The 21,857-nt window shown below is 62.1% G+C and carries 20 protein-coding genes; 5 read left to right on the plus strand and 15 right to left on the minus strand.

The genetic code is table 11. The features are described 5' to 3' along the window. Positions 1-29: 29 nt before the first annotated feature. The 11 genes from ACKAMS_RS05870 to ACKAMS_RS05920 all read right to left on the minus strand — a co-directional run bounded on the left by ACKAMS_RS05870 (position 30) and on the right by ACKAMS_RS05920 (position 11,905). Positions 30-1,700, minus strand: a complete 1,671-nt coding sequence (locus ACKAMS_RS05870; protein ID WP_041816201.1) for a class I adenylate-forming enzyme family protein — start codon at positions 1,698-1,700, stop codon at positions 30-32. 31 nt (positions 1,701-1,731) lie between these two features. Further along, on the minus strand, positions 1,732-2,898 hold the full coding sequence (locus ACKAMS_RS05875) for a thiolase family protein (RefSeq protein ID WP_408988741.1): 1,167 nt from the start codon (positions 2,896-2,898) through the stop codon (positions 1,732-1,734). A 49-nt stretch (positions 2,899-2,947) separates the two neighbouring features. Beyond that, entirely contained in the window at positions 2,948-4,105 is a 1,158-nt protein-coding gene (locus ACKAMS_RS05880) for an acyl-CoA dehydrogenase family protein (protein ID WP_408988742.1), read from the minus strand. 24 nt (positions 4,106-4,129) lie between these two features. Beyond that, positions 4,130-4,510, minus strand: a complete 381-nt coding sequence (locus ACKAMS_RS05885) for a MaoC/PaaZ C-terminal domain-containing protein (RefSeq protein WP_042952859.1) — start codon at positions 4,508-4,510, stop codon at positions 4,130-4,132. A 1-nt stretch (position 4,511) separates the two neighbouring features. Beyond that, complete coding sequence (locus tag ACKAMS_RS05890; RefSeq protein ID WP_019745174.1) at positions 4,512-5,699, minus strand: lipid-transfer protein; 1,188 nt, start codon at positions 5,697-5,699, stop codon at positions 4,512-4,514. 30 nt (positions 5,700-5,729) lie between these two features. Next, a complete protein-coding gene (locus ACKAMS_RS05895) occupies positions 5,730-6,533 on the minus strand; it encodes an SDR family NAD(P)-dependent oxidoreductase (protein WP_020970686.1) in 804 nt (267 codons plus the stop codon). A 19-nt stretch (positions 6,534-6,552) separates the two neighbouring features. Continuing rightward, positions 6,553-7,680 carry a CaiB/BaiF CoA-transferase family protein gene (locus ACKAMS_RS05900; protein ID WP_020970685.1) on the minus strand — a complete coding sequence of 376 codons (1,128 nt, stop codon included), beginning with the start codon at positions 7,678-7,680 and terminating at the stop codon, positions 6,553-6,555. Positions 7,681-7,710: 30 nt separating this feature from the next. Beyond that, entirely contained in the window at positions 7,711-8,514 is an 804-nt protein-coding gene (locus tag ACKAMS_RS05905; protein ID WP_019745171.1) for an SDR family NAD(P)-dependent oxidoreductase, read from the minus strand. A gap of 37 nt (positions 8,515-8,551) precedes the next feature. Beyond that, positions 8,552-9,004: a MaoC family dehydratase N-terminal domain-containing protein gene (locus tag ACKAMS_RS05910; RefSeq protein ID WP_408988743.1), complete on the minus strand. Its 453-nt coding sequence runs from the start codon at positions 9,002-9,004 to the stop codon at positions 8,552-8,554. 164 nt (positions 9,005-9,168) lie between these two features. Continuing rightward, positions 9,169-10,701: a long-chain fatty acid--CoA ligase gene (locus ACKAMS_RS05915; protein WP_020970683.1), complete on the minus strand. Its 1,533-nt coding sequence runs from the start codon at positions 10,699-10,701 to the stop codon at positions 9,169-9,171. A gap of 37 nt (positions 10,702-10,738) precedes the next feature. Further along, positions 10,739-11,905, minus strand: a complete 1,167-nt coding sequence (locus ACKAMS_RS05920; RefSeq protein ID WP_084324865.1) for a thiolase family protein — start codon at positions 11,903-11,905, stop codon at positions 10,739-10,741. A gap of 196 nt (positions 11,906-12,101) precedes the next feature. On the opposite strand from ACKAMS_RS05920, the gene ACKAMS_RS05925 reads away from it, so the two are divergent. From ACKAMS_RS05925 to ACKAMS_RS05945, 5 genes are all read left to right on the plus strand, one after another. Then, complete coding sequence (locus ACKAMS_RS05925) at positions 12,102-13,592, plus strand: MFS transporter (protein ID WP_408988744.1); 1,491 nt, start codon at positions 12,102-12,104, stop codon at positions 13,590-13,592. Between the two features lie 10 nt (positions 13,593-13,602). Beyond that, on the plus strand, positions 13,603-14,484 hold the full coding sequence (locus ACKAMS_RS05930) for an acyl-CoA thioesterase (protein WP_408988745.1): 882 nt from the start codon (positions 13,603-13,605) through the stop codon (positions 14,482-14,484). A 42-nt stretch (positions 14,485-14,526) separates the two neighbouring features. Continuing rightward, the gene (locus ACKAMS_RS05935) at positions 14,527-16,221 is read left to right on the plus strand and encodes a class I adenylate-forming enzyme family protein (protein WP_408988746.1); all 1,695 of its coding nucleotides are present in this window, start codon (positions 14,527-14,529) and stop codon (positions 16,219-16,221) included. Positions 16,222-16,288: 67 nt separating this feature from the next. Continuing rightward, positions 16,289-17,335 (plus strand): phosphatidylinositol-specific phospholipase C domain-containing protein, encoded by a 1,047-nt coding sequence (locus ACKAMS_RS05940; RefSeq protein ID WP_202022750.1) that lies wholly within the window; start codon positions 16,289-16,291, stop codon positions 17,333-17,335. Between the two features lie 44 nt (positions 17,336-17,379). Continuing rightward, complete coding sequence (locus ACKAMS_RS05945) at positions 17,380-18,156, plus strand: trans-aconitate 2-methyltransferase (protein WP_020908998.1); 777 nt, start codon at positions 17,380-17,382, stop codon at positions 18,154-18,156. Positions 18,157-18,183: 27 nt separating this feature from the next. Here ACKAMS_RS05945 and ACKAMS_RS05950 read toward each other — a convergent pair whose 3' ends face one another. The 4 genes from ACKAMS_RS05950 to ACKAMS_RS05965 are packed head-to-tail and all read right to left on the minus strand — an operon-like array spanning position 18,184 to position 21,852. Continuing rightward, entirely contained in the window at positions 18,184-19,179 is a 996-nt protein-coding gene (locus ACKAMS_RS05950) for a glycine betaine ABC transporter substrate-binding protein (protein WP_019745161.1), read from the minus strand. Further along, complete coding sequence (locus ACKAMS_RS05955) at positions 19,176-19,994, minus strand: ABC transporter permease (RefSeq protein WP_003939758.1); 819 nt, start codon at positions 19,992-19,994, stop codon at positions 19,176-19,178. Before ACKAMS_RS05955 ends, ACKAMS_RS05950 begins: the two co-directional genes overlap by 4 nt. Positions 19,995-19,996: 2 nt before the next feature. After that, on the minus strand, positions 19,997-21,208 hold the full coding sequence (locus ACKAMS_RS05960; RefSeq protein WP_408988747.1) for an ATP-binding cassette domain-containing protein: 1,212 nt from the start codon (positions 21,206-21,208) through the stop codon (positions 19,997-19,999). Continuing rightward, positions 21,205-21,852 carry an ABC transporter permease gene (locus ACKAMS_RS05965; RefSeq protein ID WP_019745160.1) on the minus strand — a complete coding sequence of 216 codons (648 nt, stop codon included), beginning with the start codon at positions 21,850-21,852 and terminating at the stop codon, positions 21,205-21,207. The genes ACKAMS_RS05960 and ACKAMS_RS05965 overlap by 4 nt, the downstream gene beginning before the upstream one ends. Positions 21,853-21,857: the final 5 nt, after the last annotated feature.

Below are 21,857 nucleotides of genomic sequence, written 5' to 3' on the forward strand. Positions count from 1 at the left end.
GCACCTGTGGTCGTGGGACGGCCGAACGCTCAGGGCGCCAGAGTGTCGCGAAGTTCGTTCTTACGGATCTTCCCGGTCTGCGTCGACGGTAGCTCGTCGAGTACGTATACCTCGCGTATCTTCTGGTACGGAGCAACCTGCGTGGCAACATGATCCATGATCTCGGTCGCAATCTGCTCGATGCGATCGACCGACTCCGGGTTGACCACGACGAAGGCCACCGGAATCTCCCCGGCCAGTTGGTCGGGCGCGCCGACCACGGCCGCCTGCAGTACGTCGGGGTGCGTGCACACCAACTCTTCGAGCGGTTGCGGGTAGACGTTGTAACCCTTGTAGATGATCAAGTCCTTGGAGCGGCCGCCGATGAACAGGTTGCCATGCTCGTCACGCCAACCCATGTCTCCGGTATGAAGCCAACCGCCGATGAACTGACCGGCGCTGAGTTCGGGTTCGTTGTGGTATCCGTCGGTGATCTGTGGCCCGCGGGCCCAGATCTGCCCGGTCTCACCCGTAGCCAAGACGGCTTCGGTGACTTCGTCGCGGATCTCGATCTCGGTGTCGGGGAAGGGGAGCCCGACGCTTCCCAACGGAGTGGGGCGTTCGTCGCACGGTGAACCCATGGTCAGACCCATTGTTGCTTCGCTGAGCCCGTAGCCTTCGGTGACGAGCGCGTTCGGGAAGACCTCTCGCAGTGTACGGATCGCCGTCGTATCGAGTGGGGCTGCTCCGGATCCGAGAATCCGAACCGAACCCAGACCGTGCTCACGCAGAGTCCGTGCGCGTAGCAACGCGTAGTACATCGTGGGAGATCCGCCGATGTACGTCACCTGATACTTGTCGACGTCGGCGAGAAATCGGTCCGGATCGAAGCGCGTCCCTAGTATCACCGTGCCACCGAGCAAGGTGGTGAAGTTGTGACTGACCAGACCGAGGCCGTGGAACAGAGGCGCGATCGAAATCGACGCGCCTTCACCCGGAACGATGGAGTAACGCGTGACTGCGCCCTCGATCGGCCGAACGAGAAGTGCACCGTCGACGAGTTCGGTTCGATGCCCGGAGCGCCAACAGGCGGATTGGAGCACGTTGGCCACGAGATTCCGGTGAAGTACCCGTACGGCCTTGGACTTTCCGGTTGTGCCGCCGGTCAATTGCAGGTGAGCAACAAGGTTGGGATCCACCCGGTAGTCGGCCAATGGTTTCGACGAGGCGAGGTCCGTGATGGAGGTGAGGCCTTCGCAATGGCCTGACTGCGCGCCGACTCCCGGAACCAGTACCAGGATGCGAGGCGGTGCGGACAGTGTGTTGGCCTCGATTGCCGTTGCAGCACAGGATGGATGGGTGAATACGACCTTGGCGTCGACGTCGTCGAGCTGGCGCTTCAATTCGGTCACAGGCTGCGCCGGATTTATCGGAGCCACTGCTGCTCCGGCGCACAGTGCGCCGTAGTACGCGACAATGAACCAGATCGAGTTCGGCATGTGCAGTCCCACTGCGTCACCCGGCTGGACACCACGCTCCCGCAGACCCTGCGCTACGCGCAGCGCTTGGTCATGCAATTGCGAGTAGGTCAGTGACGTGTCGCCGTCGACGAGGGCGAGACGTTCGGGGTACGAGCGGGCCGCTCCGGCCAGAATCGCGTCGGCACCGCATTCGGGATATTCCAAGCTGCGTGGCAGTCCGAGCGGCCAACTCGAACTCATGTCAGGGCTCTGAATTTCTGTAGCCGTCATCTCAGATCAGCTCGAGAATCGTGGCATTGGCCATTCCGCCGCCTTCACACATGGACTGCAATCCGTAGCGGATGCCGTTCTCTCTCATGTGATGTACGAGAGTGGTCATCAGACGTGCGCCGGAACCACCGATCGGATGACCCAATGCCATCGCGCCACCGTTTGGGTTCATGCGTTCGTAATCGGCGCCGGTCTCACGGAGCCAGGCCAGCGACACCGAGGCGAAAGCTTCGTTGATCTCGAACGCACCGATGTCACTGATCGAGAGACCGGACTTCGCAAGAGCTTTCGCCGTAGCCGGAATGGGACCCTCGAGCATGGTGACCGGATCCGTACCGGTGACCACCGCGGTGTGAATACGTGCGATGGGTGCCCAACCTCGAGATTTCGCGAACTCGCTGGTGGTCACGAGCAGCGCGGCGGAACCGTCGGAGATCTGCGACGAATTGCCGGCAGTGATCGAGCCGTCTTCGGAGAAAGCAGGTTTGAGCGATCCGAGCTTCTCGAGAGTGCCACCGCGACGCACCCCCTCGTCCTTCTCGAAGACACTGCTGCGGCCGTCGGCGTCGGTCACCGTCACAGCAGTGATCTGATCCTTGAAACGGCCTTCGTCGATCGCGGCGGCGGCGCGCTCGTGCGAATCCAGCGCATGCTGATCCAGTTCGGCCCGCGAGATGCCGTACTTTTCGGCAATCATCTGGGCGCCCATACCCTGGTTGAAACGAATACCGTTGTAGCGCTCCCAGACAAGCGGCCCGTGCGGCTCACCGAAACGTGCGTCGGCACGTGCGGAGCCCATCGGTACGGCGCTCATCATCTCGACGCCGCCCGCGATTGCGACATCGTACTGGCCGGAGATCACGCCGGCGGCCGCCTGGTGAACTGCCTGTTGGGACGATCCGCACTGGCGATCGACGGTTACCCCTGGCACATGTTCGGGCCAACCGGCCGCCAGGACCGAAGACCGGGCGATGCACCCGGACTGCATCCCGAGCGTGCCGACGCAACCCCAGATCACGTCGTCCACGAGCGCCGGATCGAGATCGACTCGATCGGCCAAGGCCTCGAGAACATGTGCAGACAGCGAGACTGCATGCATTCGGGAAAGTGCACCGTTTCGTTTACCGACTGCGGTTCGGACGGCGTCGACGACGACTGCGTCACGCATGGGAACTCCTTCGATCGTTCGTGTGACTGGGAAGATCTGGATCCGGTCTCTACAGACCCATGTCCCTGGCGATGATCGTCTTCATGACTTCACTTGTACCGCCGTAGATACGGCTCACCCGAGTGTCTGCGTACAAACGTGCGATCGGGTACTCGAGCATGTAGCCGTATCCGCCGTGTAATTGCAGGCACTTGTCGATGACGCGCGCGGCGACCTCGGTACCGAACAGCTTGATGCGCGCTGCGTCGGCGGCGGTGAGTTCGCCTGAATCGTCGAGTTCGATGCCTCGATCGGCGAGTGCCTGCGCGGCCTCGACCTCGGCAGAGCACTCCGCGAGAACGAACTTGGTGTTCTGGAACGCCGCGACGGGCTTGCCGAACACTTGGCGTTCCTGGACGTAGGCCTTCGCGAATTCGATTGCAGCCCGGGCAGATGCCACACCACGACTGCCGATCGAGAGGCGCTCTCGCGGCAGGTTCTGCCCCAGGTACGAGAAGCCCTTGTCCTGCTCTCCGAGGAGATCGGCAACCGGAACCTTGACGTCGGTGAACGAAAGTTCGCTGGTGTCACTGGCGCGCAGGCCGAGCTTCTCGAGTTTGCGACCGTATTCGAAGCCGGGTGCGTCGGTGGGAACCACCATCAGGCTCAGTCCGAAGCGGCGATCGTCCTCTGCGGGCGCGGACGTGCGTGCAACCACCACGCACAGTTCGGAATTCACCGCACCGGTGATGAAGGTCTTCGCTCCGTTGAGGATGTAGTGAGTGCCGTCGTCGGAGAGCTTGGCAGTGGTGCGGATGCCGGCCAGATCTGATCCGGTACCGGGCTCGGTCATGGCGATGCACAGCGTCTTCTCACCCGTGGCGATCGAGGGGAGCCAACGCTGCTTCTGCTCTTCGTTCGCCAGACGCAGGAGGTACGGCAGGACGATTCCGGTACTGACCGTGTAGTGGCCGAAGCTGACTGCAGCGCGCGAGGTTTCCTCGTCCATCACGGCCTGGAACTTGTAGCTGATCGTGCCGGTTCCGCCGTATTCCTCGGGGATGTCGAAACCCATGACACCGAGATCGCCGAGTTTGTGGAACAACTCGCGTGGGACGCGGTTGTCGCGTTCCCAGTCTGCGTAGAACGGAGTGACTTCCTTCGCGATGAACGTGCGGATCGTCTCGCGGAAATCCTCGTGCTCCTGGGTGAAGAGGTTGCGCTTCATCTCGTCCTGCTTTCTCGTGGAGGGTTAGTTGACCGCGACGACTGCGGAACCGCGCAGTGTCACGGTGCCGTCGGGCAGCGTCATGGTGAGGTCGAGGTGACCGAGGCCGTCTTCGACCTTGACGACCGTCCCGGTGCACCGTGGCGTCGAGTTCACCGGGGTGATCGCTGAGAACCTGACCGAGAAGGAACGGATGCGCTCCTGCTCGTAGTGATCGGTGAGTAGTCGTCCGAGGTACGCCATGGACAACATGCCGTGGGCGAAGACGTCGGGGATACCAACTGCTGCACAGGCATCCATGTCGATGTGGACGGGATTGTGGTCTCCCGAAGCGCCGGCGTACAGAGCGAGTGCGGTGCGTGTGATCTTCGGGACCGTCAGGTCCAGGATGTCTCCGGTATTCAACTCAGCTCACCTTTTCGTAGAGGGTGACGACTCCGGCACCGCCGAGGCCGAGGTTGTGCTGCAGCGCGAGGGTTGCACCGTCCACCTGACGTGGACCGGCGTCGCCACGAAGCTGCCATACCAACTCTGCGCATTGGGCGAGGCCGGTGGCGCCGAGTGGGTGGCCCTTGGACAGAAGGCCGCCGGACGGGTTGACCACCACTCGTCCGCCGTAGGTGTTGTCGCCGCTGAGGATGAACTGCTCGGCGCCGCCCTCTTCCACGAGTCCGAGAGCTTCGTAGCAGAGCACCTCGTTCACCGTGAAGCAGTCGTGAAGTTCGACGACCTTGATATCGCGGGGGTCGACGCCCGAGGCCTCGTAAACGTTACGAGCGGCCGAGGCGGTGACGTCGTAGCCGACGGCCTTGATCATGCTTCCTTCGTCGAAGGTGCTGGGTAGATCGGAAGTCATCGACTGCGCCTTGATCGCGACGTCTGTACGAAGTCCGTTGGCGCGGGCGAATTCTTCGGTGCAGATGATCGCTGCCGCGGCGCCACACGTGGGTGGGCAGGCCTGATACCGCGTGACGGGTCCGAAGAGCGTCGGCGCTGCCAGCACTTCTTCTTCGGTGAGTTGGGTGCGGAACACCGCGTACGGGTTGTCGGCCGAGTGCTTGCGTGCCTTCACCTGAATCTTGGCGAACGTTTCGGCCTTCATACCGAACTTCTCCATGTATTCCATACCCGCCACACCGAAGTACTGCGCAGCCCGCGGAACTGATGCGTCGATCCCGGCGGCGGCCTCTAGTACCTCGTCGAAGCGACCGAGGGGGCGTGGGCGGTCCGTCCAGGCACCCTTGAGGGCGCCGGGTTGCATCTGTTCGAAGCCGAGCGCCAGAGCACATTCCACCGCGCCGCTCTCGACTGCCTGGCGGGCCAGCCAGAGCGCAGTCGAACCGGTGGCGCAGTTGTTGTTGACGTTGATCACCGGGATGCCGGTCTCGCCGAGGTTGTACAGCGCGCGCTGGCCACTGGTGGAATCGCCGTACACATACCCGACGTAGGCCTGCTGAACCTTCGAGTACTCGAGGCCTGCGTCCTCGAGTGCCGCGGTGGCCGCGCCTGCTCCCATGACGTCGTAGTCGTCGCTCTTACCTGGCTTGGTGAAAGGGATCATGCCGACCCCGGCTACAAATGCTTTACGGCTCATCATTTCTCCGAATGATCGAGGGGAGCGGTATCAGACTCGTCCGCCGTCGACAACCAGGCACTGGCTGTTGACGTAGTCGGATTCCGGTGTGCAGAGCAGGTATACGGCACCCGCGGCTTCCACCGGAGTCGCACCTCGACCGAAGGGGATGGTGGTTGCCATGGCTGCCATGCGGTCGGGATTGACTCCGACACGAATGTCGCGACCGTCGATCGTGATCTTGGTGTCGGAATCGGCTGTCACCTCAGTCATTCGGGTGACGACGAAGCCGAATGCAACCGCGTTGACATTGACCTTGTAGCGGCCCCACTCCTTGGCCAGCGTTTTGGTGAGACCGACGATGCCGGCTTTCGCGCTGCCGTAATTGGATTGTCCTGCATTGCCGAAGACACCCGAAGTGGAGGAGATGTTGACGACCTTGCGGTGGTAGTCGGTGGGATTGGCCTTGATGTACGGCTGGGCGGCACGCAGGATCCGGAACGGCGCCTTGAGGTTGACGTCGAGGATGGTGTCCCACTGCTCGTCGGTCATTTTCTGGATCACGCTGTCCCAGGTGTATCCCGCGTTGTTGACGATGACGTCGAGTCCGCCGAATGATTCGACGGCAGTGTTCACGAAGCGTTCGGCGAACCCGTCCTCGGCAACGGAGCCGACGCACGAGACAGCCTGTCCACCTGTGGCTTTGATATCGCGCTCGGTCTGAGCGGCAGGTTCGGGATCGAGGTCGTTGACCACTACCGAGGCGCCTTCGGAAGCGAGCTTGAGAGCGATTTCACGGCCGATCCCGCGTCCCGAGCCAGAGACGATGGCAACTTTGCCGTCGAGTGTTCCCATGATGCGATCCTTTTCGTTTTCAGCTTGCGGCAGTGACTACGCCGATTTCGGCGAGCACTTCGTCGGTGTGTCGGCCGATGACGGGTGCGGGACGCGGGTCGTCGGCCGGTGTATCGGAGTAACGCGGAGCGGGATTCGGTTGGATGTGACCGTCGCCGAATTTTCCAAATGTCGCTCGGAAGGCATTGTGCGGGTGTACCGCTGCTTCGTCGAAGTTCAATACCGGGGAGACGCAGGCGCCCTGCATGTCGAATGCAGCGTCCCATTCGTCGCGGGTACGGGTCGCGAAGAGATCGGCAAGCCGGTCCGCCATTGCCGTCCATGCTTCTCTGTTGTGCTGCTGTGCGAACAGTGGATCTTCGGTCAGTCCGAGCACTCTCATGGTTGCGGCATAGAACTGTGGCTCCACGCAACCCACCGCCATGAATCCACCGTCGGCGCAACGATAGTTCCGGTAGAAGGGAGCGCCGCCGTCGAACATGTTGGATGCGCGCTCGTCCACCCAGCGATCTCGCGCGAGTAGTCCGTGGATCAATGCCAGCTGCACGGCGGTGCCGTCGGTCATCGCCGCGTCGACCACTTGTCCGCGGCCGTCGATTCGTGCGCGCAACATTGCGGTTGTGATGCCGAGTGCCAGCAGCATTCCGCCACCGCCCATGTCTCCGACCAGATTCAGCGGAACCGGAGGGACCTCCCCGGGGGCTCCCATGGCCCCGAGTGCGCCGGTCAGGGCAATGTAGTTGAGATCGTGGCCCGGTTCCTGTGCCAACGGCCCATTCTGGCCCCACCCGGTCATCCGGCCGTACACGAGCTTCGGGTTCCTGGCGAGGCAGGTGTCCGGGCCGAGCCCCAAACGCTCGGTGACTCCCGGCCGGAAGCCCTCGATTACCGCGTCGGCGGTGTCGATGATCTTCAAGACGGTGTCGACGTCGTGAGGATCCTTGAGATCAAGAGCTACCGAACGCCGGTTGCGATGCAGCACAGGATGTCCGGACTGCTTTCCGGCCTCGGTGCTTCGGTCGATCCGAATCACGTCAGCGCCTTGATCGGCAAGTAGCATGCCGCAGAACGGGCCTGGCCCGATACCGCCGAGTTCGACGACACGAAGGCCGGCGAGCGGACCGCTGGGACTGGCGTCAATCGTCATGGAAATAGACATCTTTCGCTGGTAGGGAGACTAACGCGAGCCGGCATCGACGGTCAGGCACTGCCCACTGACGTAGTCGGTGTCCTGCGTGCAGAGCACGTACACGGCGCCGGCAGCCTCTGCGGGAGTACCCGGGCGACCGAGTGGGTTGGACGTCTTGACTCGTTCCATGACGGCCGCGCTGACACCGGCCTTGATCTTGCGGCCGCCGATCTCGACAAACGAATCGTCGCCGGCAACTGCTTCGGTCATGCGGGTGAGGATGAACCCGTAGGCAACCGCATTGACGTTGACCTTGTAGCGTCCCCATTCCTTGGCGAGAGTCTTTGTCAGTCCGACGATTCCGGCCTTCGCGGCTGCGTAGTTGGACTGTCCGGGGTTTCCGTAGAGGCCGGCCACCGAGGAGACGTTGACGACCTTGCGGTGGTAGTCGGTGGGGTTGGCCTTGATGTACGGCTGGGCGGCCCGAAGAATACGGAAAGGTGCCTTGAGATGGACGTCGAGAATGGTGTCCCACTGCTCGTCGGTCATCTTCTGGATGACGGTGTCCCAGGTGAATCCCGCGTTGTTGACGATGATGTCGAGTCCGTCGAACGCATCGATCGCGGTGCCGACGAAACGCTCGGCGAAATCGGCGTCCGTCACGGATCCGACGCAGGCGATTGCGTGTCCGCCTGCAGCCTTGATGTCTTCGACCGTTTCGTGGGCCGGTTCGGGATCGAGGTCGTTGACCACTACGGATGCGCCTTCGGAAGCGAGGCGGAGTGCGATGTCGCGACCGATTCCGCGGCCGGAACCGGAGACGATGGCGACCTTGCCGTCGAGAGTGCCCATGTTCGATGTCCTTGCAGTCTAGGTGGAATGAGTGTCGTCAAGCTCGAGGATCACGGATGACCGTGGTGGAGCGGAGGGTCGCAATCGGTTGCCCCTCGCGTGTCACCTCGGTGGTGCGGACCAGAAACTGCAGTGCACCAGACTTTTTCGCGTAGCAATCCGTGACCGAAGTGGAGAAATGGAGAGTGTCACCTGCATGCGCGGTCTTCAGGTAGGTGAACTCCTGCTCGCCGTGCAGGATCGTCCGGATGTCGATTCCGAGATCCGCGTAGAAGGTGGAGGGATTCGGTCGCTCCATGTCGAGGCAGAACAAGAACGTCGGTGGGACAGGGATGTCGCGGTGTCCGGCCTGTTCGGCGGCGCTCCGGTCGGTGTAGATCGGGTCGTCCTGTCCGGTGGCGCGGGCAAAGAAGGCGAGTCGCCCGCGCTCGACCTCCACCGAGTGCTCGGGAATTCGGGTGCCGATGACCCCGGCGTCGAGGCTGGTCATGACAAACTCCTCGGAATCTGGGCGAAAGTGTCCGCCATCTGATGAATGAGTTTCGAATCGCGGTTAGCGCATATTCACTTTGACCCAGATAGGTGCAGTTGTCAAGGAGTCTGAGAACCTAATCCGAGTGATGGGTGATTCCCGAGCCTGGTGGAGAGGACAGACTAGTCCGACGTGGCGGCCAGGGCACGCAGATCGCGTTTGAGTACCTTGCCGGCACCGTTGACCGGCAACGCATCGACGAACTGGAAGGAGCGAGGAACCTTGTACCCGGCGATGAGTGTCTTCACATGCGCGCGCAATGCGTCGACGTCGACGTTCGAATCCGCTCGAAGGACGACCACGGCATGTACGCGTTCGCCCCACTGGGAATCGGGTAGGCCGATGACAGAGCACGCTGCCACGGATTCATGTCGAGCCAAGGCGTTTTCGACCTCGGTGGAGTAGACGTTCTCGCCTCCGGTGACGATCATGTCCTTGATGCGATCGACGATGAACAGGTAACCGCGCTCGTCGAGGTATCCCGCATCGCCCGTGTGCATCCAGCCGTCGCGTAGTACCTCGGCGGTCTCGATCGGTTTGTTCCAGTATCCGAGCATGATGTGGCTGCCGAACGTGACGATTTCGCCAACCTCACCCGGAGGCAGTTCCGTGCCTGCCGGATCGACGATCCGGACCTCGCAGTGCGGGAGAATGCGACCGGCGCTACGGAGCAACTCGCCGCCTTCCAGATGATCAGCGGGGCTGAGAACACTGATGTGGGCGGTCTCCGTCATCCCGTAGCCCTGCGCGAAGGCGCTGTTGGGGAACATCTGCATGACTTGCCCCAGAAGCGTCGGAGAAATGGGGGAGGCGCCGTACCTCAGGACTCGAACACTGGTCAGATCGTAGGAAGCCGTGTCCTCGTGCGAGATCAACATCTGAAGCATCGTCGGGACCAGGCCGACGGTCGTCGGCCGATGGCGGTCAACTGCTTCGAGGAATATGCCCGGACTGAATCTCGACAGGAAGACCTGAGTGCCACCCATCAGCGACTGGGCCAGCCACCCGACGATCCCAGCGATGTGGAACAGAGGGTTGACCGCTAGGTTCACTCCACCACTGACAGCGACATTTCCTGCGGCGAGTGTGCCCAAGGCAGAGGTGATCAGCGATCGATGGCTGACCATCACACCTTTCGGTACGCCCGTCGTACCACCTGTGTACAGGAGGAGTGCCAGGGTGTCGCCGCCGACGCGTAGATCGGCGACAGGTACCGATTCCGAGATCACCCGTTCGTAGTCGAGCATTCCCTCGGGGGCCTGTCCTTCGCCGCAGTAGATCACAGTCGCCAGACTTGGGCACGATTCGCGGAGGGCGCTCGCGGCGGGAGCGAAGTTGTCGTCGACCAGCAGGAAGGTCGAGCCGGAATCCTCGAGTGCGTAAGTGATTTCCGCTGGGCTCCAACGGGTGTTGACGGGACTCGCCACCGCTCCCGACCACCAACAGGCGACGAGCGCCTCGTGGTACCAGTCCGAATTCAATGCCAGAATCGCGACGCGATCGCCGGGTTGCAGGCCCATCGCCTGCAACCCGCCCGCCAGCTTCGTGATTCGTTCGACCGATTGTCGGCAGCTTCGGACTCGATCTCCGAACACTGTCATCGGGGTTTCCGGGGCTGCTCGCATGGATCGGTGAACGAATTGAGTCAGTTGCATGTGCTTCCTCCAAGGAGTCCGGGGCGCGTGGCCTGATTCAGATCAGTTCCAGGATCATGGCATTGGCCTGACCGCCAGCCTCGCACATCGACTGCAATCCGTACCGAATGCCGTTGTCGCGCATGTGGTGTACGAGGGTGGTCGTCAGACGTGCGCCCGAACCGCCGAGAGGATGACCGAGTGCCATCGCGCCGCCGAGAGGGTTGAGCTTGGCATAGTCGGCGCCGGTCGCCTGCAGCCAAGCCAGAGTGACCGAAGCGAAAGCCTCGTTGATCTCGAATGCCCCGATGTCGGACAGTGACAGCCCCGAACGCTCGAGGACCTTGGCGGTGGCCGGAATGGGACCGGTAGCCATGGTGATCGGGTCGACGCCTGCCAATGCCACGGTGTGGACCCGGGCGATGGGCTTCCACCCTCTGCGAGCCGCCAATTCGCTGCTGGTGACCAGAAGCGCAGCGGCGCCGTCGGAGATCTGTGACGAGTTGGCAGCGGTGATACGTCCGTCGTCCTTGAACGGGGTAGGGAGCGCAGCCAATCGCTCGAGAGTCGATCCGCGCCGGACCCCCTCGTCGGTGTCGACCATGGACACGGTGCCGTCTTCGGCCGTGGTCTTCACCGGGCTGATCTGACTCTCGAATGCGCCCGAGTCGATTGCCGCGCCAGCTCGCTCGTGGGAATCGAGAGCGTGCTGATCCAGCTGCGTTCGGGTCAGCCCGAAGTTCTCGGCGATCATTTCTGCGCCCACACCCTGGTTGAATTCCACTCCGTTGTATCGCTTGCGGACCAGCGGGCCGAACGGCTTGCCGAATTGGGTGGCGCTGCGTGCCGAGCCGATTGGGACGCGGCTCATGCTCTCGACGCCTCCGGCGACGGCGATGTCGTAGTGGCCACTGATGATTCCGGCCGCGGCGAAATGCAAGGACTGCTGCGAGGATCCGCAAGCCCGGTCCACGGTCACACCGGTGACCGATTCGGGCCAACCCGCGGCGAGTACGGCGTATCGGCCGACGCCGCCGGCTTGTTCACCAACCTGGCTGACGCAACCCCACAAGACGTCGTCGACTGTGCTCGGATCCAGGTCGTTGCGTTCGGTGAGGGCGCGAAGGACATGTGCGGACAGGTCGACGGGGTGAACCCCGGACAGCCCTCCGTTCCGCTTTCCGATCGGTGTGCGAACTGCGTCGACGATGACGGCGTCGTTCATGGCGTGCTCCTTCGTTGCCGACTTCGAGGTCGGCGTCTTTGCGGTTGGACAGATAAGTGAATTACCAATAACTTTTGTTTGGATGTCGATCCATTTCGATCATTGACCCTGCATCTAGTTATGGCAAATTCACATTATTCATTGAACTGCTTGCTAGGAAGCTATTTTAGTGATTGAATCCTGCCCAGCAGGCAATGTGACGCCCATCACCGAATCGGGCATGTCGGGCGCCAACGGCGAAGTCGTGGCGAATCTTCCCTTACCAGTTCAAGGAGATTTAGTGGTACTCGAACAGCAGGTGAACCGGCCTCGGGCCAAGCTCGGAGAAGCAGGCGAATCCAGGACAGTGGCCTGGGGGATGACCAGCGTGCTGGTCGCCATGTATGTCATCAACTTCGCCGACAAAGCAGTTCTCGGCATCATCGCTCAGCCCTTGGCCAAGGAGTTGGGACTCTCCGCTTCGGATATCGGTCTGACCGGTAGTGCCTTTTTTCTGATGCTCTCGCTCGGTGGCTTGTTCTCGGGCGCTCTCGACAAGTGGCTCGGACTGCGCTGGGCGCTCGTCCTGCTGGTCGTCCTGTGGTCCGTGGCGATGTTGCCGCTCATTCTCTCGGCCAGCTTCGTGACCCTGCTGGTGAGTCGGATGATTCTCGGCTTCGCCGAAGGACCCAACTCGCCCCTGCTGTTCTCCGCCGCGTACTCCTGGCATGCGCCGGCGCGACGCGGACTGCCGGGAGCCGTCCTGACCTGCTCGGCGTCGATCGCGAAGATTGCGATCGCACCCATCCTCGCGTACGTGGCCGTCACCTGGGGTTGGCGTTCTGCGCTGGTCGCATTGGCGATCGCGGGTCTGTTGTGGGCTGTGCTGTGGCTGGCAATGTGGAAGGAAGGTCCGTACGGCCGCAGTGGCAACTCGGGTAAGGCCGATAGCGTCGACTCGGGCCCTGAAGAATCGGGCCCTGAAGACTCGGATCCGGCATCGGCATCGGCATCGGCAACGGCGCCCGCGACTGACGCTGAGCCGGCTGTGCCCTGGCTGCGCATCTTCCGTACCCGCACCTTCATCGGCGGAGTTCTGCTCATTGCAGCCGCCTATGCACTCGCAGCAGTGGTCCTCACCTGGTTGCCGTCGTATTTCGAACTGGGCCTTGGTTATTCACGGCTCCAGGCCGGTTCCATGTTCTCCATCCCCAGCCTCATCGGCCTTGTGATCATGTTGAGCAGCACGTGGCTCAGTGACAGGCTCATCACCAAAGGCGTCAGCATGCGGGCTGCTCGGGTGGTCTTTCCTGCGGTCGGCATGCTGATCGGCGGCACGATGTTGGTCTTCCTGCCGTTCGTCAGTGCGCCCGTCATGGCTGTGTTCATGGTGTCCTTGGGCTATGCGATATGCACTCCGGTGCTGCCGCTTCTCAATGCCTGTGTGAGCGAATTGTGCCCGCCGAAGCAAATTTCCGGGGTACTCGGGGTGTTCCTGTCGCTCATGGCGTTCGGTGGTTTCATCGCGCCGTACATGATGGGACGCATCGTCGATGCGGCCGGCGACGGTGGTGACGGCTACGCGACCGCCTTCCAGATCCTCGGTGGGGTTGCACTCGTCGTGGCCGTTGTCGGCATCGTCATCATCGACCCTGCCCGTGACAAGAACTTGGTGCGCCCCAACGCTCCCGTTGTTGCTGCCCGATAGGCCGATCTCGATGACCTTCGTACTCGATCATCATGTTTCGCCTGACTTCGAGAGCCTACTCACTTTGGAAGAGTTGAGCAGCAACGATTTTCGCGGCTACTGCCATGCCGGGCATCCGATGAGGGCGTTCGGCGGGCAGGTGGCGGCTCAGGCTCTGACCGCCGCCGGCTGTACCGTTCCACCGGAAAATCTTGCGCATTCGCTGCACGGTTATTTCCTCAGCGCGGGCGATCCCACCAAACCGATCGTCTACGAGGTGGAACGACTCCGAGACGGGCGGTCGTATCACTCCCGTCGAGTCACTGCGAGACAAGATGGCGAACCGATCTTCACGTTGTCGGCCTCCTTCAAACTGCCCGAAGGCGGCGCGGATCGGCAGTTGACGATGCCCGAAGTGCCGCCACCCGAGGAACTTCCGGATCCGTACGAGCACTGGGCGCAAGAGCGGCCTGAGGAGTACCAGGCCGCGACAACAGTGCGAGTGATGTCCCTGCGCTTCGTTCCGCAGGATCGGGTATCGGACCACCGTGCAGTACCGGGACTTTCAGAGCAGACGGTGTGGCTCAAACCCGCTCGAGCCTTGCCCGACAATCCGTTGCTTCACGTCTGCGCCCTCACGTACGGCTCCGACATGACATTGGCGTCGACAGCGTCACTGGACATTCAACCGCATCGCTCGATGCTCAAGGGTCAATCCAGGGCGATCGTGACTTCCCTCGATCACGCTGTGTGGTTCCATCGACCCTTCCGCGCTGACGACTGGATGCTCTTCTCACAGAGCAGCCCATCGTCCTGCGACGGGCGCGGACTGTCGAGTGGGCACTTCTGGAGTAGGGAAGGAGATTTGGTAGCCACTGTTGTCCAAGAGTCGCTGGTTCGCCGACTCGACTAGAAGATTCTTTCCATCCATTCCGAACAGCTGGAGGTTCTACTCATGACGCTCGCCTGGCCGACCGATATGCCTCGGTGCCTCGACTATCCGACGACGGGAATCGACGCAGTTCTCGCGGGAGCTGCGCGCGCTTACCCTGATCGAATCGCGTTGCAAGACGGCGCCCTTGCACTCACCTTCGCCGAGTTGCATGATCGTGCACAACGAGCGGCCGGGGGATTGCGTGCACTCGGAGTGCAACCGGGGCACGTCGTGGCGCTCCATATGGCGAACAACCTGTGGTACGTCGTGGCGTACTACGGTGCGTTGTGTGCGGGTGCTGCTGTGGCGCCGGTCAATCCGACTCTCCCGCCCGCCGGTCTCCGCGATCAGTTGGACGATGCGAAGGCCCGGGTGGTCATCTCGCACCCCGAAACCGTCGGCATCGTTCTGGCAGCGGACGCGCAGTGCGTCGACGCAGTGGTGTGCGTATCCGCGACACCCTCGGCGCCGGCGACCGAAACGGTTCTGCCAGAGGGCGTTCGTGCATTCGGCGATCTACTGCAAGCGCAGCCGTTGGTGTCGTACCGCGTCGATCCGGAGCTCGTCGCCCATCTGCAGCTGACCGGTGGTACGACCGGACGCTCCAAAGCTGTTCGCGTACTTAACCGTAACCTGGTTTCGAATGTCATCCAGATGGCGTCCTGGCGATCGGGACTTCTCACCGAACTCGACGAATTCGGTGGGCTTCGCATGCAGTCGACCGTCGATCGCGGTCCTCACGCGCTGGTGCCTGGCGAAGGCGTCAACATCGCAGTGGCGCCCCTCTTCCACGGTCTGGGCTTGGTCGGACAGAACGTCAGTACGCTGCTCGGTTCGACCGTTGTCTTCACCGGCCGCTTCGATCCGGACCGGATGTTGGCAGACATCGAGCGCCTCGGCGTCACGCACATCACCGGTTCGCCTGCGATGTACTACGCATTGTTGGCGAGCAGCAGGATCGGAGCGCACGACTTGTCCTCCGTGCGTGCGATCAACTCCGGCGCAGCCCCGTTCGACACGACATCGCTGCGGAGCCTTCAAACGATCTTCGGCAACGCCTGGGTCACGGAGGGATACGGCCTGAGCGAAGCGACGATGGGCCTGACCGGTGCGCCTTTGAACAGTGATGTCGCGACGCCGCCGGACAGTGTCGGTGTCGCAATCTTCGACACCGAACTCGAGATCCGAGACGAGAATTCGGCAGTCCTCGGGCCCGGCGAGGTCGGTGAGGTCTGGGCCCGCGGGCCCCAGATCACCGACGGATACCAGAGCCAGCCGGAGCTGACCGCGGTTCAGTTTCGCGATGGTTGGCTCGCGACCGGCGACATGGGGCGGCTGGACGATGCGGGGCACCTGTTTCTGGTCGGGCGATCGAAGGACATGATCATCTACAAGGGCTACAACGTGTATCCGCAGCCGCTCGAAGAGATTCTGTGTTCGCATGCTGCCGTTGCGCAGGCAGCCGTCGTCGGCGAAAAGGTGCCGGTGGTCGGCGAGCGTGTGACGGCCTTCGTTCAATTGAACCGCGACTTCGCGTCCGAATCTGCATCGGACCTGCAATTGCTGGAACGGGAATTGACGGACTACGTGGCCGCGAAGGTGGCTCCGTATCAGAAGGTTCGTTCGATCAGATTCGTCGACCGGCTGCCTGTCACCGCAACGGGAAAAATACAGAAAAACGTATTGCGGAGCAGTCTTACCGTCGACACAGCCTAGGACGTTCGTCCAGTTGTCTCTTCCGATTCCGTCCTGCAGCGGCGTGATTTCTGCGAGAGTGTCGAACATGCGTGGAATTCTGGTAGCCGGTGTGAGTGCATTCGCGGCGGTCGTCTCGGTCGTCTCGGCTTCCACCGTCGGTGCCGAGACGACTGCGGACCGAGCTCGCTCGTTCTCCGAGACCACGTCCGTCGGCGTCCACAACTCCTACGAGAAGGCGACGTTTCCGTACTTCGCCGACGCTTTGGACTCCGGGGCCTCGCTGCTCGAATTGGATCTGTGGACCAACGGCGGTGGTCCGGACTGGCGTGTCTCGCACATGAATCCGGTGGTGAGTGACAGCAACTGCGTCGGTGCGCAGGACGCATCCGGGTTGCGAAGTGGTCAGCGAGATCAGGGACTGCGCGGATGCCTGGCAGATATGCGGGCGTGGCACGAAGCCGACCCCGAGCATCCTCCGGTGATGATCAAGTTGGAACTCAAGGACGGTTTCACCACCGGCTACGGACGCGGACCTGCCGATCTCGACGCCTTGATCCTCGGGACTCTCGGCGACGCGGTCTTCACTCCATCCGATCTGATGGGTGAGTCCTACTCGACCCCGGATGCCGCCGTCACCGACCGTGGATGGCCGACCATGTCCGAGATGAGCGGCAAATTTCTGTTCGAGCTGATTCCGGGAACGATCGAGGAGGGAAACCCGCTCGACACGGAGTGGACCGACCGGCAGTACGCGACGCACTTGCGAGATCTGTCCGCTGCCGGACTCGTCCAACTCGGCGCCGCCTTTCCCGCTGTTCACCGGGCGTCACCGGGAGACCCACGAATCGACCGTTACGCCGACCCGGGCATCCGCCCGTGGTTCGTGATCTTCGACGGCGACGCCCTCGATTACACCTCGGGCGTTGTGGATCCGCAGTGGTACCACGATCGTGGCTACCTGCTCGTCATGACCGACGCGCACAAGGTCGCTCCACAGATCGACGGTGCGCATGCCACCGAAGCCGAGGCGAGCGAGCGTCTCGACCGGTTGGCGGGTGATCACGCAAGTTACATCACCGCGGACTGGTCGAGGTTGCCGAACGTACTGTCCACCGTGGTGCCGCGTCGGTGATCTAGAGGGCGGCAATTCTCAGGAACAGGGTGCAGGATGGGTTCATGCGCACTGTCACGTGGAATCCCGAAGTCTACGGCCGCTATTCGGGTGAGCGGTCACGCCCGTTCGTGGACCTGGTGTCACGGGTGGCGACCGAAGACCCGACGCGGGTAGCCGACCTCGGCTGCGGATCAGGTAGCTTGACCGCGATGCTGGGGGAACGATGGCCGGACGCCTCGGTATCCGGATTCGACTCGTCTCCCGAAATGGTGGCGCAGGCCCCGACAGACCTACCGGGAAACGTCACCGTCGAGTTGGGGGACATCATGTCCTTCGATGCCACGGGTTACGACGTGGTCGTCAGTAACGCTGCATTGCAGTGGGTTCCGAGCCACCGCGAGCTGATCGACCAGTGGGCGGACACCCTGGCATCCGGGTCGTGGCTGGCGTGGCAGGTTCCGGGAAACTTCGATGCACCGTCACATGCGCTCATGCGAAGCCTCGCGGAGTCCGCGGAATGGAGCGAGCGACTGGGTGGCGTCCTACGCGGCCCGGAAGGCGTCGACAGTCCGGTTGCGTACGCGCAGCGTCTGCAGGAGCACGGATTCGACGTCGACGCCTGGGAGACGACGTACGTACACGTGCTGGCCGGTGCTGATCCGGTGCTCGGATGGGTTCGGGGGACTGGACTTCGGCCGGTGCTGGACGTTCTCGGCGAGGCCGACGCTCCGGAGTTCGAGCGCCAGTATTCGGATCTGCTGCGGGAGGCGTATCCCGCAACAGCCGCCGGAACGCTGTTTCCGTTCCGGCGGGTGTTCTGCGTGGGACGCAAGCGGTAACTACTCGGCTGTGCTGCGGTCCGCCGATCACTCAGCGGTGACAAAGCCTTCCGAGACCAGCCAGTCGCGAGCCACGTCCGCCGGCTCCTTGCCGTCGACGTCGACCTGCCGGTTGAGCTCGGTCATCACCTCGTTGGTCAGTTTCTCCGAGATCGGCGCCATGACTTCGGCAACCTCCGGATGTGCTTCCGCGAAGTCCTTTTTCATGACCAATGCCGGATTGTATTTCGGGAAGAACTGCAGATCGTCTTCGAGCAGAACGAGATCGAGTGCGATGATGCGACCGTCGGTGGTGAACACCTCGCCGAACTTGCACTGATCGCTGTCGGCTGTGGCCTGGTAGATGATGCCGGTCTGCAGGATCTGGCGTTGAGCACGCGAGGCGTCGAAACCGTATTTCGCTGCCAGGCCGGGGTATCCGTCCTGGCGGACGTTGAACTCGGTCTCCACGCACGTCACCGCGGCGCCGGGATCGGATTCGACCAACTTCGCGTAGTCGGAAACCGTCTTGACGCCGGTCTTCTCAGCGGTCTCCTTGCTCATCGCCAATGCGTACGTATTGTTCATCGGCGCCGGATCGGTCCACACCATGTCGTTCGCAGCAAGGTCCGCATCACGGACGGCCTCGAACTGCGCCTGCGAATCGGGAAGCGGAGTCTCGTTGCCGAGGTAGTTGATCCAGCCGGTCCCGGTGTACTCGTACGCAAGGTCGATCTGCCCGTTCAACTGTGCGTCACGGGTGCTGTTCGAGCCCTGGATGTTCGTGAGATCTCGAACATCTGCGCCCGCAGCGGCCATCGCGAATTCGATGACGTATCCGAGCACGATCTGCTCGGTGAAGTCCTTGGAGCCGACGGTCATCTTCACACCCTCGAGCTCCGGAACCGGCTCGATGCTGCCGGGGCCGACAGCCAGGGGCAGTGCGCCACCGGACTCGAGGCCACACGAAGCGACAAGTGTGAGGCCGATCGTGGCAACCGCGACTTTCCAGCCCCACGTTCTGGTGATCGAAGTCTTGGTCATCGTAATCCCTTGGGCCCGAGATAAGTTTCGGCGAGCGCGCCGAGCCAGTCGATCAGCAAGGCCAACGACACCGCCAGTACGGCACCGACCACGAGGGTGACGTTGTCGCGGAGCTTGTATCCGGTGTCGATCAGAATGCCGAGTCCGCCGGCACTGACCAGGAAGCACAGCGTCGCGGTGCCGACTGCCAGAACGAGCGAAGTGCGCAGTCCTGCAAGGATGTACGGGACGGCCATCGGGAATTCGAGTTGACGCAGGACCGTGAGCGAAGACATTCCCTGCCCGCGCCCGGCATCGATCAAGGTCTTGTCCACTTGCTGGTAGCCGAGGATGGTGTTGCGCAGCACCGGGAGCAGCGAATAGAACGCGATGGGAAACACGCCGATCCAGAAGCCCGTCGTTCTTGTTGCGAGATAGAACAGCACGAGCAGGCCGATGGCAGGCGCCGCGGCTCCGATGTTGGCTATTCCCACGAAGAACGGTGCCAGCCGGGTGAATTTCGGCCTGGTCAGCAGAGTTCCGAGTGGAACTGCGATGGCGACGACGATGATGACCACGGCGGCCGTGATCAGTACGTGCTGCCAGGTCAGTGTGACGATGTTGTCGAGATTGATGCTCGCCTTCTGCGTCGCGTTGAGATCTCGGCTGAATGCCCAGATCAACACGCCCGCAACCAGGATCAGGACGATGACCGGTTGCACATACAGTCGCATCCGTTCCGCACGGCGCGTGGCGGCGTTCTCGGCCGCACCCAGATCGGGGGCGTCCGGTTCCATCTCAGGCGCGGAGACGCGCTCCTCTGTCGTGGCAGTCATGTTCAACCCTCGACGTTCTCGGTGTCTGGCTCTTCGTCGTGGTCGTGCGCATGCTCCTCGCGCATCTCGGAGAGATGGCTGACCAGTGTGTCGATGGTGATGAGACCGACATACTCGCCGCGCCGTCCGGTGACCACAGTGGACGCATTGCTTTCAGCGAGAAGAGCTTCCAAGGCATCCTGCAGGGTGGACTGGATGGACACGGCTTCGCCGATCTCGTTACCGACACCTCGAAGCGTCGACGCATGGGCGAGGTGGCCGGGCGAGACCCAGCGAAGCGGCCGTCCACGCTGATCGAGAATCAAGGCCCACTTCCACTTACGCGCTGCGAGTGCGGTTCTCAAATCATCGACCGAATCGGTTTCGCGGGCGGTGAGGCACTGCTTGAGTTTGATCTGGCGCACGCGTGTCAGGGTCAGCTGCTTGAGCGAGGCGTCCGCCCCGACAAATCCCGCGACCATGTCGTTTGCGGGATTGGCGAGAATCGCTTCCGGAGTGTCATACTGCATGATGCTGGACTGATTGCCCAGCACGGCAATACGGTCACCGAGTTTGACTGCCTCGTTGAAATCGTGGGTGACGAAGACGATGGTCTTACCCAACTCCGACTGCAGACGCATCAGTTCGTCCTGCAGCAGGCCGCGGGTGATCGGGTCGACGGCACCGAAAGGCTCGTCCATCAACAAGACAGGGGGATCGGCAGCCAGCGCCCGCGCCACGCCCACACGCTGTTGCTGGCCACCGGACAACTGGCGAGGGTAGCGGTCGCGATAGGTATCGGGATCGAGGCCGACGAGGTCGAGCATCTCGTCGGTGCGAGCTGCGATACGTTTCTTGTCCCAACCGATGAGGCCGGGCACCGTCGCGACGTTCTTCGCAATGGTGAAGTGCGGGAACAATCCTGCCTGCTGGATCGAGTAGCCGATGCCGCGGCGAAGCTTGTCCGGGTCGATGGACAGCGCGTCCTTGCCGTCGATGGTGATCTTGCCCGAGGTGGGTTCGATCAGACGGTTGATCATGCGCATCGTCGTCGTCTTGCCGCAACCCGAAGGTCCGACGAAGACCACGATCTCACCGGCCGGAACAGTCAGTGAAACATTGTCCACCGCTGCAGCTTTCTGGCCCGGGTAACGTTTGGTCACGGATTCGAGAACGATCTCGACCCCGGATACCTTCTGATTTGTGGATACGTCAGACGGAATGGTTTCAGTCATTGCAGCCCCTTCGAAGTAGTGAGACGACCGATGACGACGTAGATTCCGTCGAGAATCAGAGCGAGAATGACGATCAGTACGGTGCCGACCAGCGCTTGAGGAACAGCGTTCGGGCTACCGACACGCGAGAGTCCGGAGAAGATCAGGTTTCCCAGACCAGGACCCTTGGCGTACGCCGCGATGGCGAGGATGCCCATGAGCATCTGTGTGCTGACCCGCATGCCGGTGAGGATCGACGGCCACGCGATCGGCAGCTCGATTCGACTCAGAACATGCATGCGATTCATTCCGACACCGCGGGCTGCGTCCGTGATCGCCGGGTTGACCGCATCCAGACCGATGATCGTGTTCCGAATGATCGGGAGCAGGGCATACAAGATCAACGCGGTGATCGTGGGAGCGACGCCGAGACCGAGAATCGGAATGAGCAGTCCGAGGAGAGCGAATGAAGGAACCGTCAGGATCGTGCTGGCCAACGCCGTAGCGATGGAGGATCCCGCCGGGCTCCGGTAGACGAGAATGCCGATGATCACGGCGGCAATCGTCGCGATGATCACGGACTGGATAACTGCTGAAACATGTAGGTACGAGTCGGTCATCAATTGTTGTCGTCGTGCAACGACAAAATCCCATAGGGCGCCCATATTTC

It is taken from the genome of Rhodococcus sp. 5A-K4 (assembly GCF_046097995.1).
GTDB classification, from domain to species: Bacteria; Actinomycetota; Actinomycetes; order Mycobacteriales; family Mycobacteriaceae; genus Rhodococcus_F; species Rhodococcus_F erythropolis.

Excerpts from the sequence above, each read along its gene's own strand:
- ACKAMS_RS05930 (WP_408988745.1), top strand. The coding sequence starts at position 13,603 with ATGACCTTCGTACTCGATCATCATGTTTCGCCTGACTTCGAGAGCCTA.
- ACKAMS_RS05960 (WP_408988747.1), bottom strand. The coding sequence starts at position 21,208 with ATGACTGAAACCATTCCGTCTGACGTATCCACAAATCAGAAGGTATCC.
- ACKAMS_RS05945 (WP_020908998.1), top strand. The coding sequence starts at position 17,380 with ATGCGCACTGTCACGTGGAATCCCGAAGTCTACGGCCGCTATTCGGGT.
- ACKAMS_RS05940 (WP_202022750.1), top strand. The coding sequence starts at position 16,289 with ATGCGTGGAATTCTGGTAGCCGGTGTGAGTGCATTCGCGGCGGTCGTC.
- ACKAMS_RS05955 (WP_003939758.1), bottom strand. The coding sequence starts at position 19,994 with ATGACTGCCACGACAGAGGAGCGCGTCTCCGCGCCTGAGATGGAACCG.
- ACKAMS_RS05935 (WP_408988746.1), top strand. The coding sequence starts at position 14,527 with ATGACGCTCGCCTGGCCGACCGATATGCCTCGGTGCCTCGACTATCCG.
- ACKAMS_RS05950 (WP_019745161.1), bottom strand. The coding sequence starts at position 19,179 with ATGACCAAGACTTCGATCACCAGAACGTGGGGCTGGAAAGTCGCGGTT.
- ACKAMS_RS05880 (WP_408988742.1), bottom strand. The coding sequence starts at position 4,105 with ATGAAGCGCAACCTCTTCACCCAGGAGCACGAGGATTTCCGCGAGACG.
- ACKAMS_RS05870 (WP_041816201.1), bottom strand. The coding sequence starts at position 1,700 with ATGAGTTCGAGTTGGCCGCTCGGACTGCCACGCAGCTTGGAATATCCC.
- ACKAMS_RS05895 (WP_020970686.1), bottom strand. The coding sequence starts at position 6,533 with ATGGGAACACTCGACGGCAAAGTTGCCATCGTCTCTGGCTCGGGACGC.
- ACKAMS_RS05910 (WP_408988743.1), bottom strand. The coding sequence starts at position 9,004 with ATGACCAGCCTCGACGCCGGGGTCATCGGCACCCGAATTCCCGAGCAC.
- ACKAMS_RS05890 (WP_019745174.1), bottom strand. The coding sequence starts at position 5,699 with ATGAGCCGTAAAGCATTTGTAGCCGGGGTCGGCATGATCCCTTTCACC.
- ACKAMS_RS05965 (WP_019745160.1), bottom strand. The coding sequence starts at position 21,852 with ATGGGCGCCCTATGGGATTTTGTCGTTGCACGACGACAACAATTGATG.
- ACKAMS_RS05900 (WP_020970685.1), bottom strand. The coding sequence starts at position 7,680 with ATGACGATTGACGCCAGTCCCAGCGGTCCGCTCGCCGGCCTTCGTGTC.
- ACKAMS_RS05920 (WP_084324865.1), bottom strand. The coding sequence starts at position 11,905 with ATGAACGACGCCGTCATCGTCGACGCAGTTCGCACACCGATCGGAAAG.
- ACKAMS_RS05875 (WP_408988741.1), bottom strand. The coding sequence starts at position 2,898 with ATGCGTGACGCAGTCGTCGTCGACGCCGTCCGAACCGCAGTCGGTAAA.
- ACKAMS_RS05915 (WP_020970683.1), bottom strand. The coding sequence starts at position 10,701 with ATGCAACTGACTCAATTCGTTCACCGATCCATGCGAGCAGCCCCGGAA.
- ACKAMS_RS05905 (WP_019745171.1), bottom strand. The coding sequence starts at position 8,514 with ATGGGCACTCTCGACGGCAAGGTCGCCATCGTCTCCGGTTCCGGCCGC.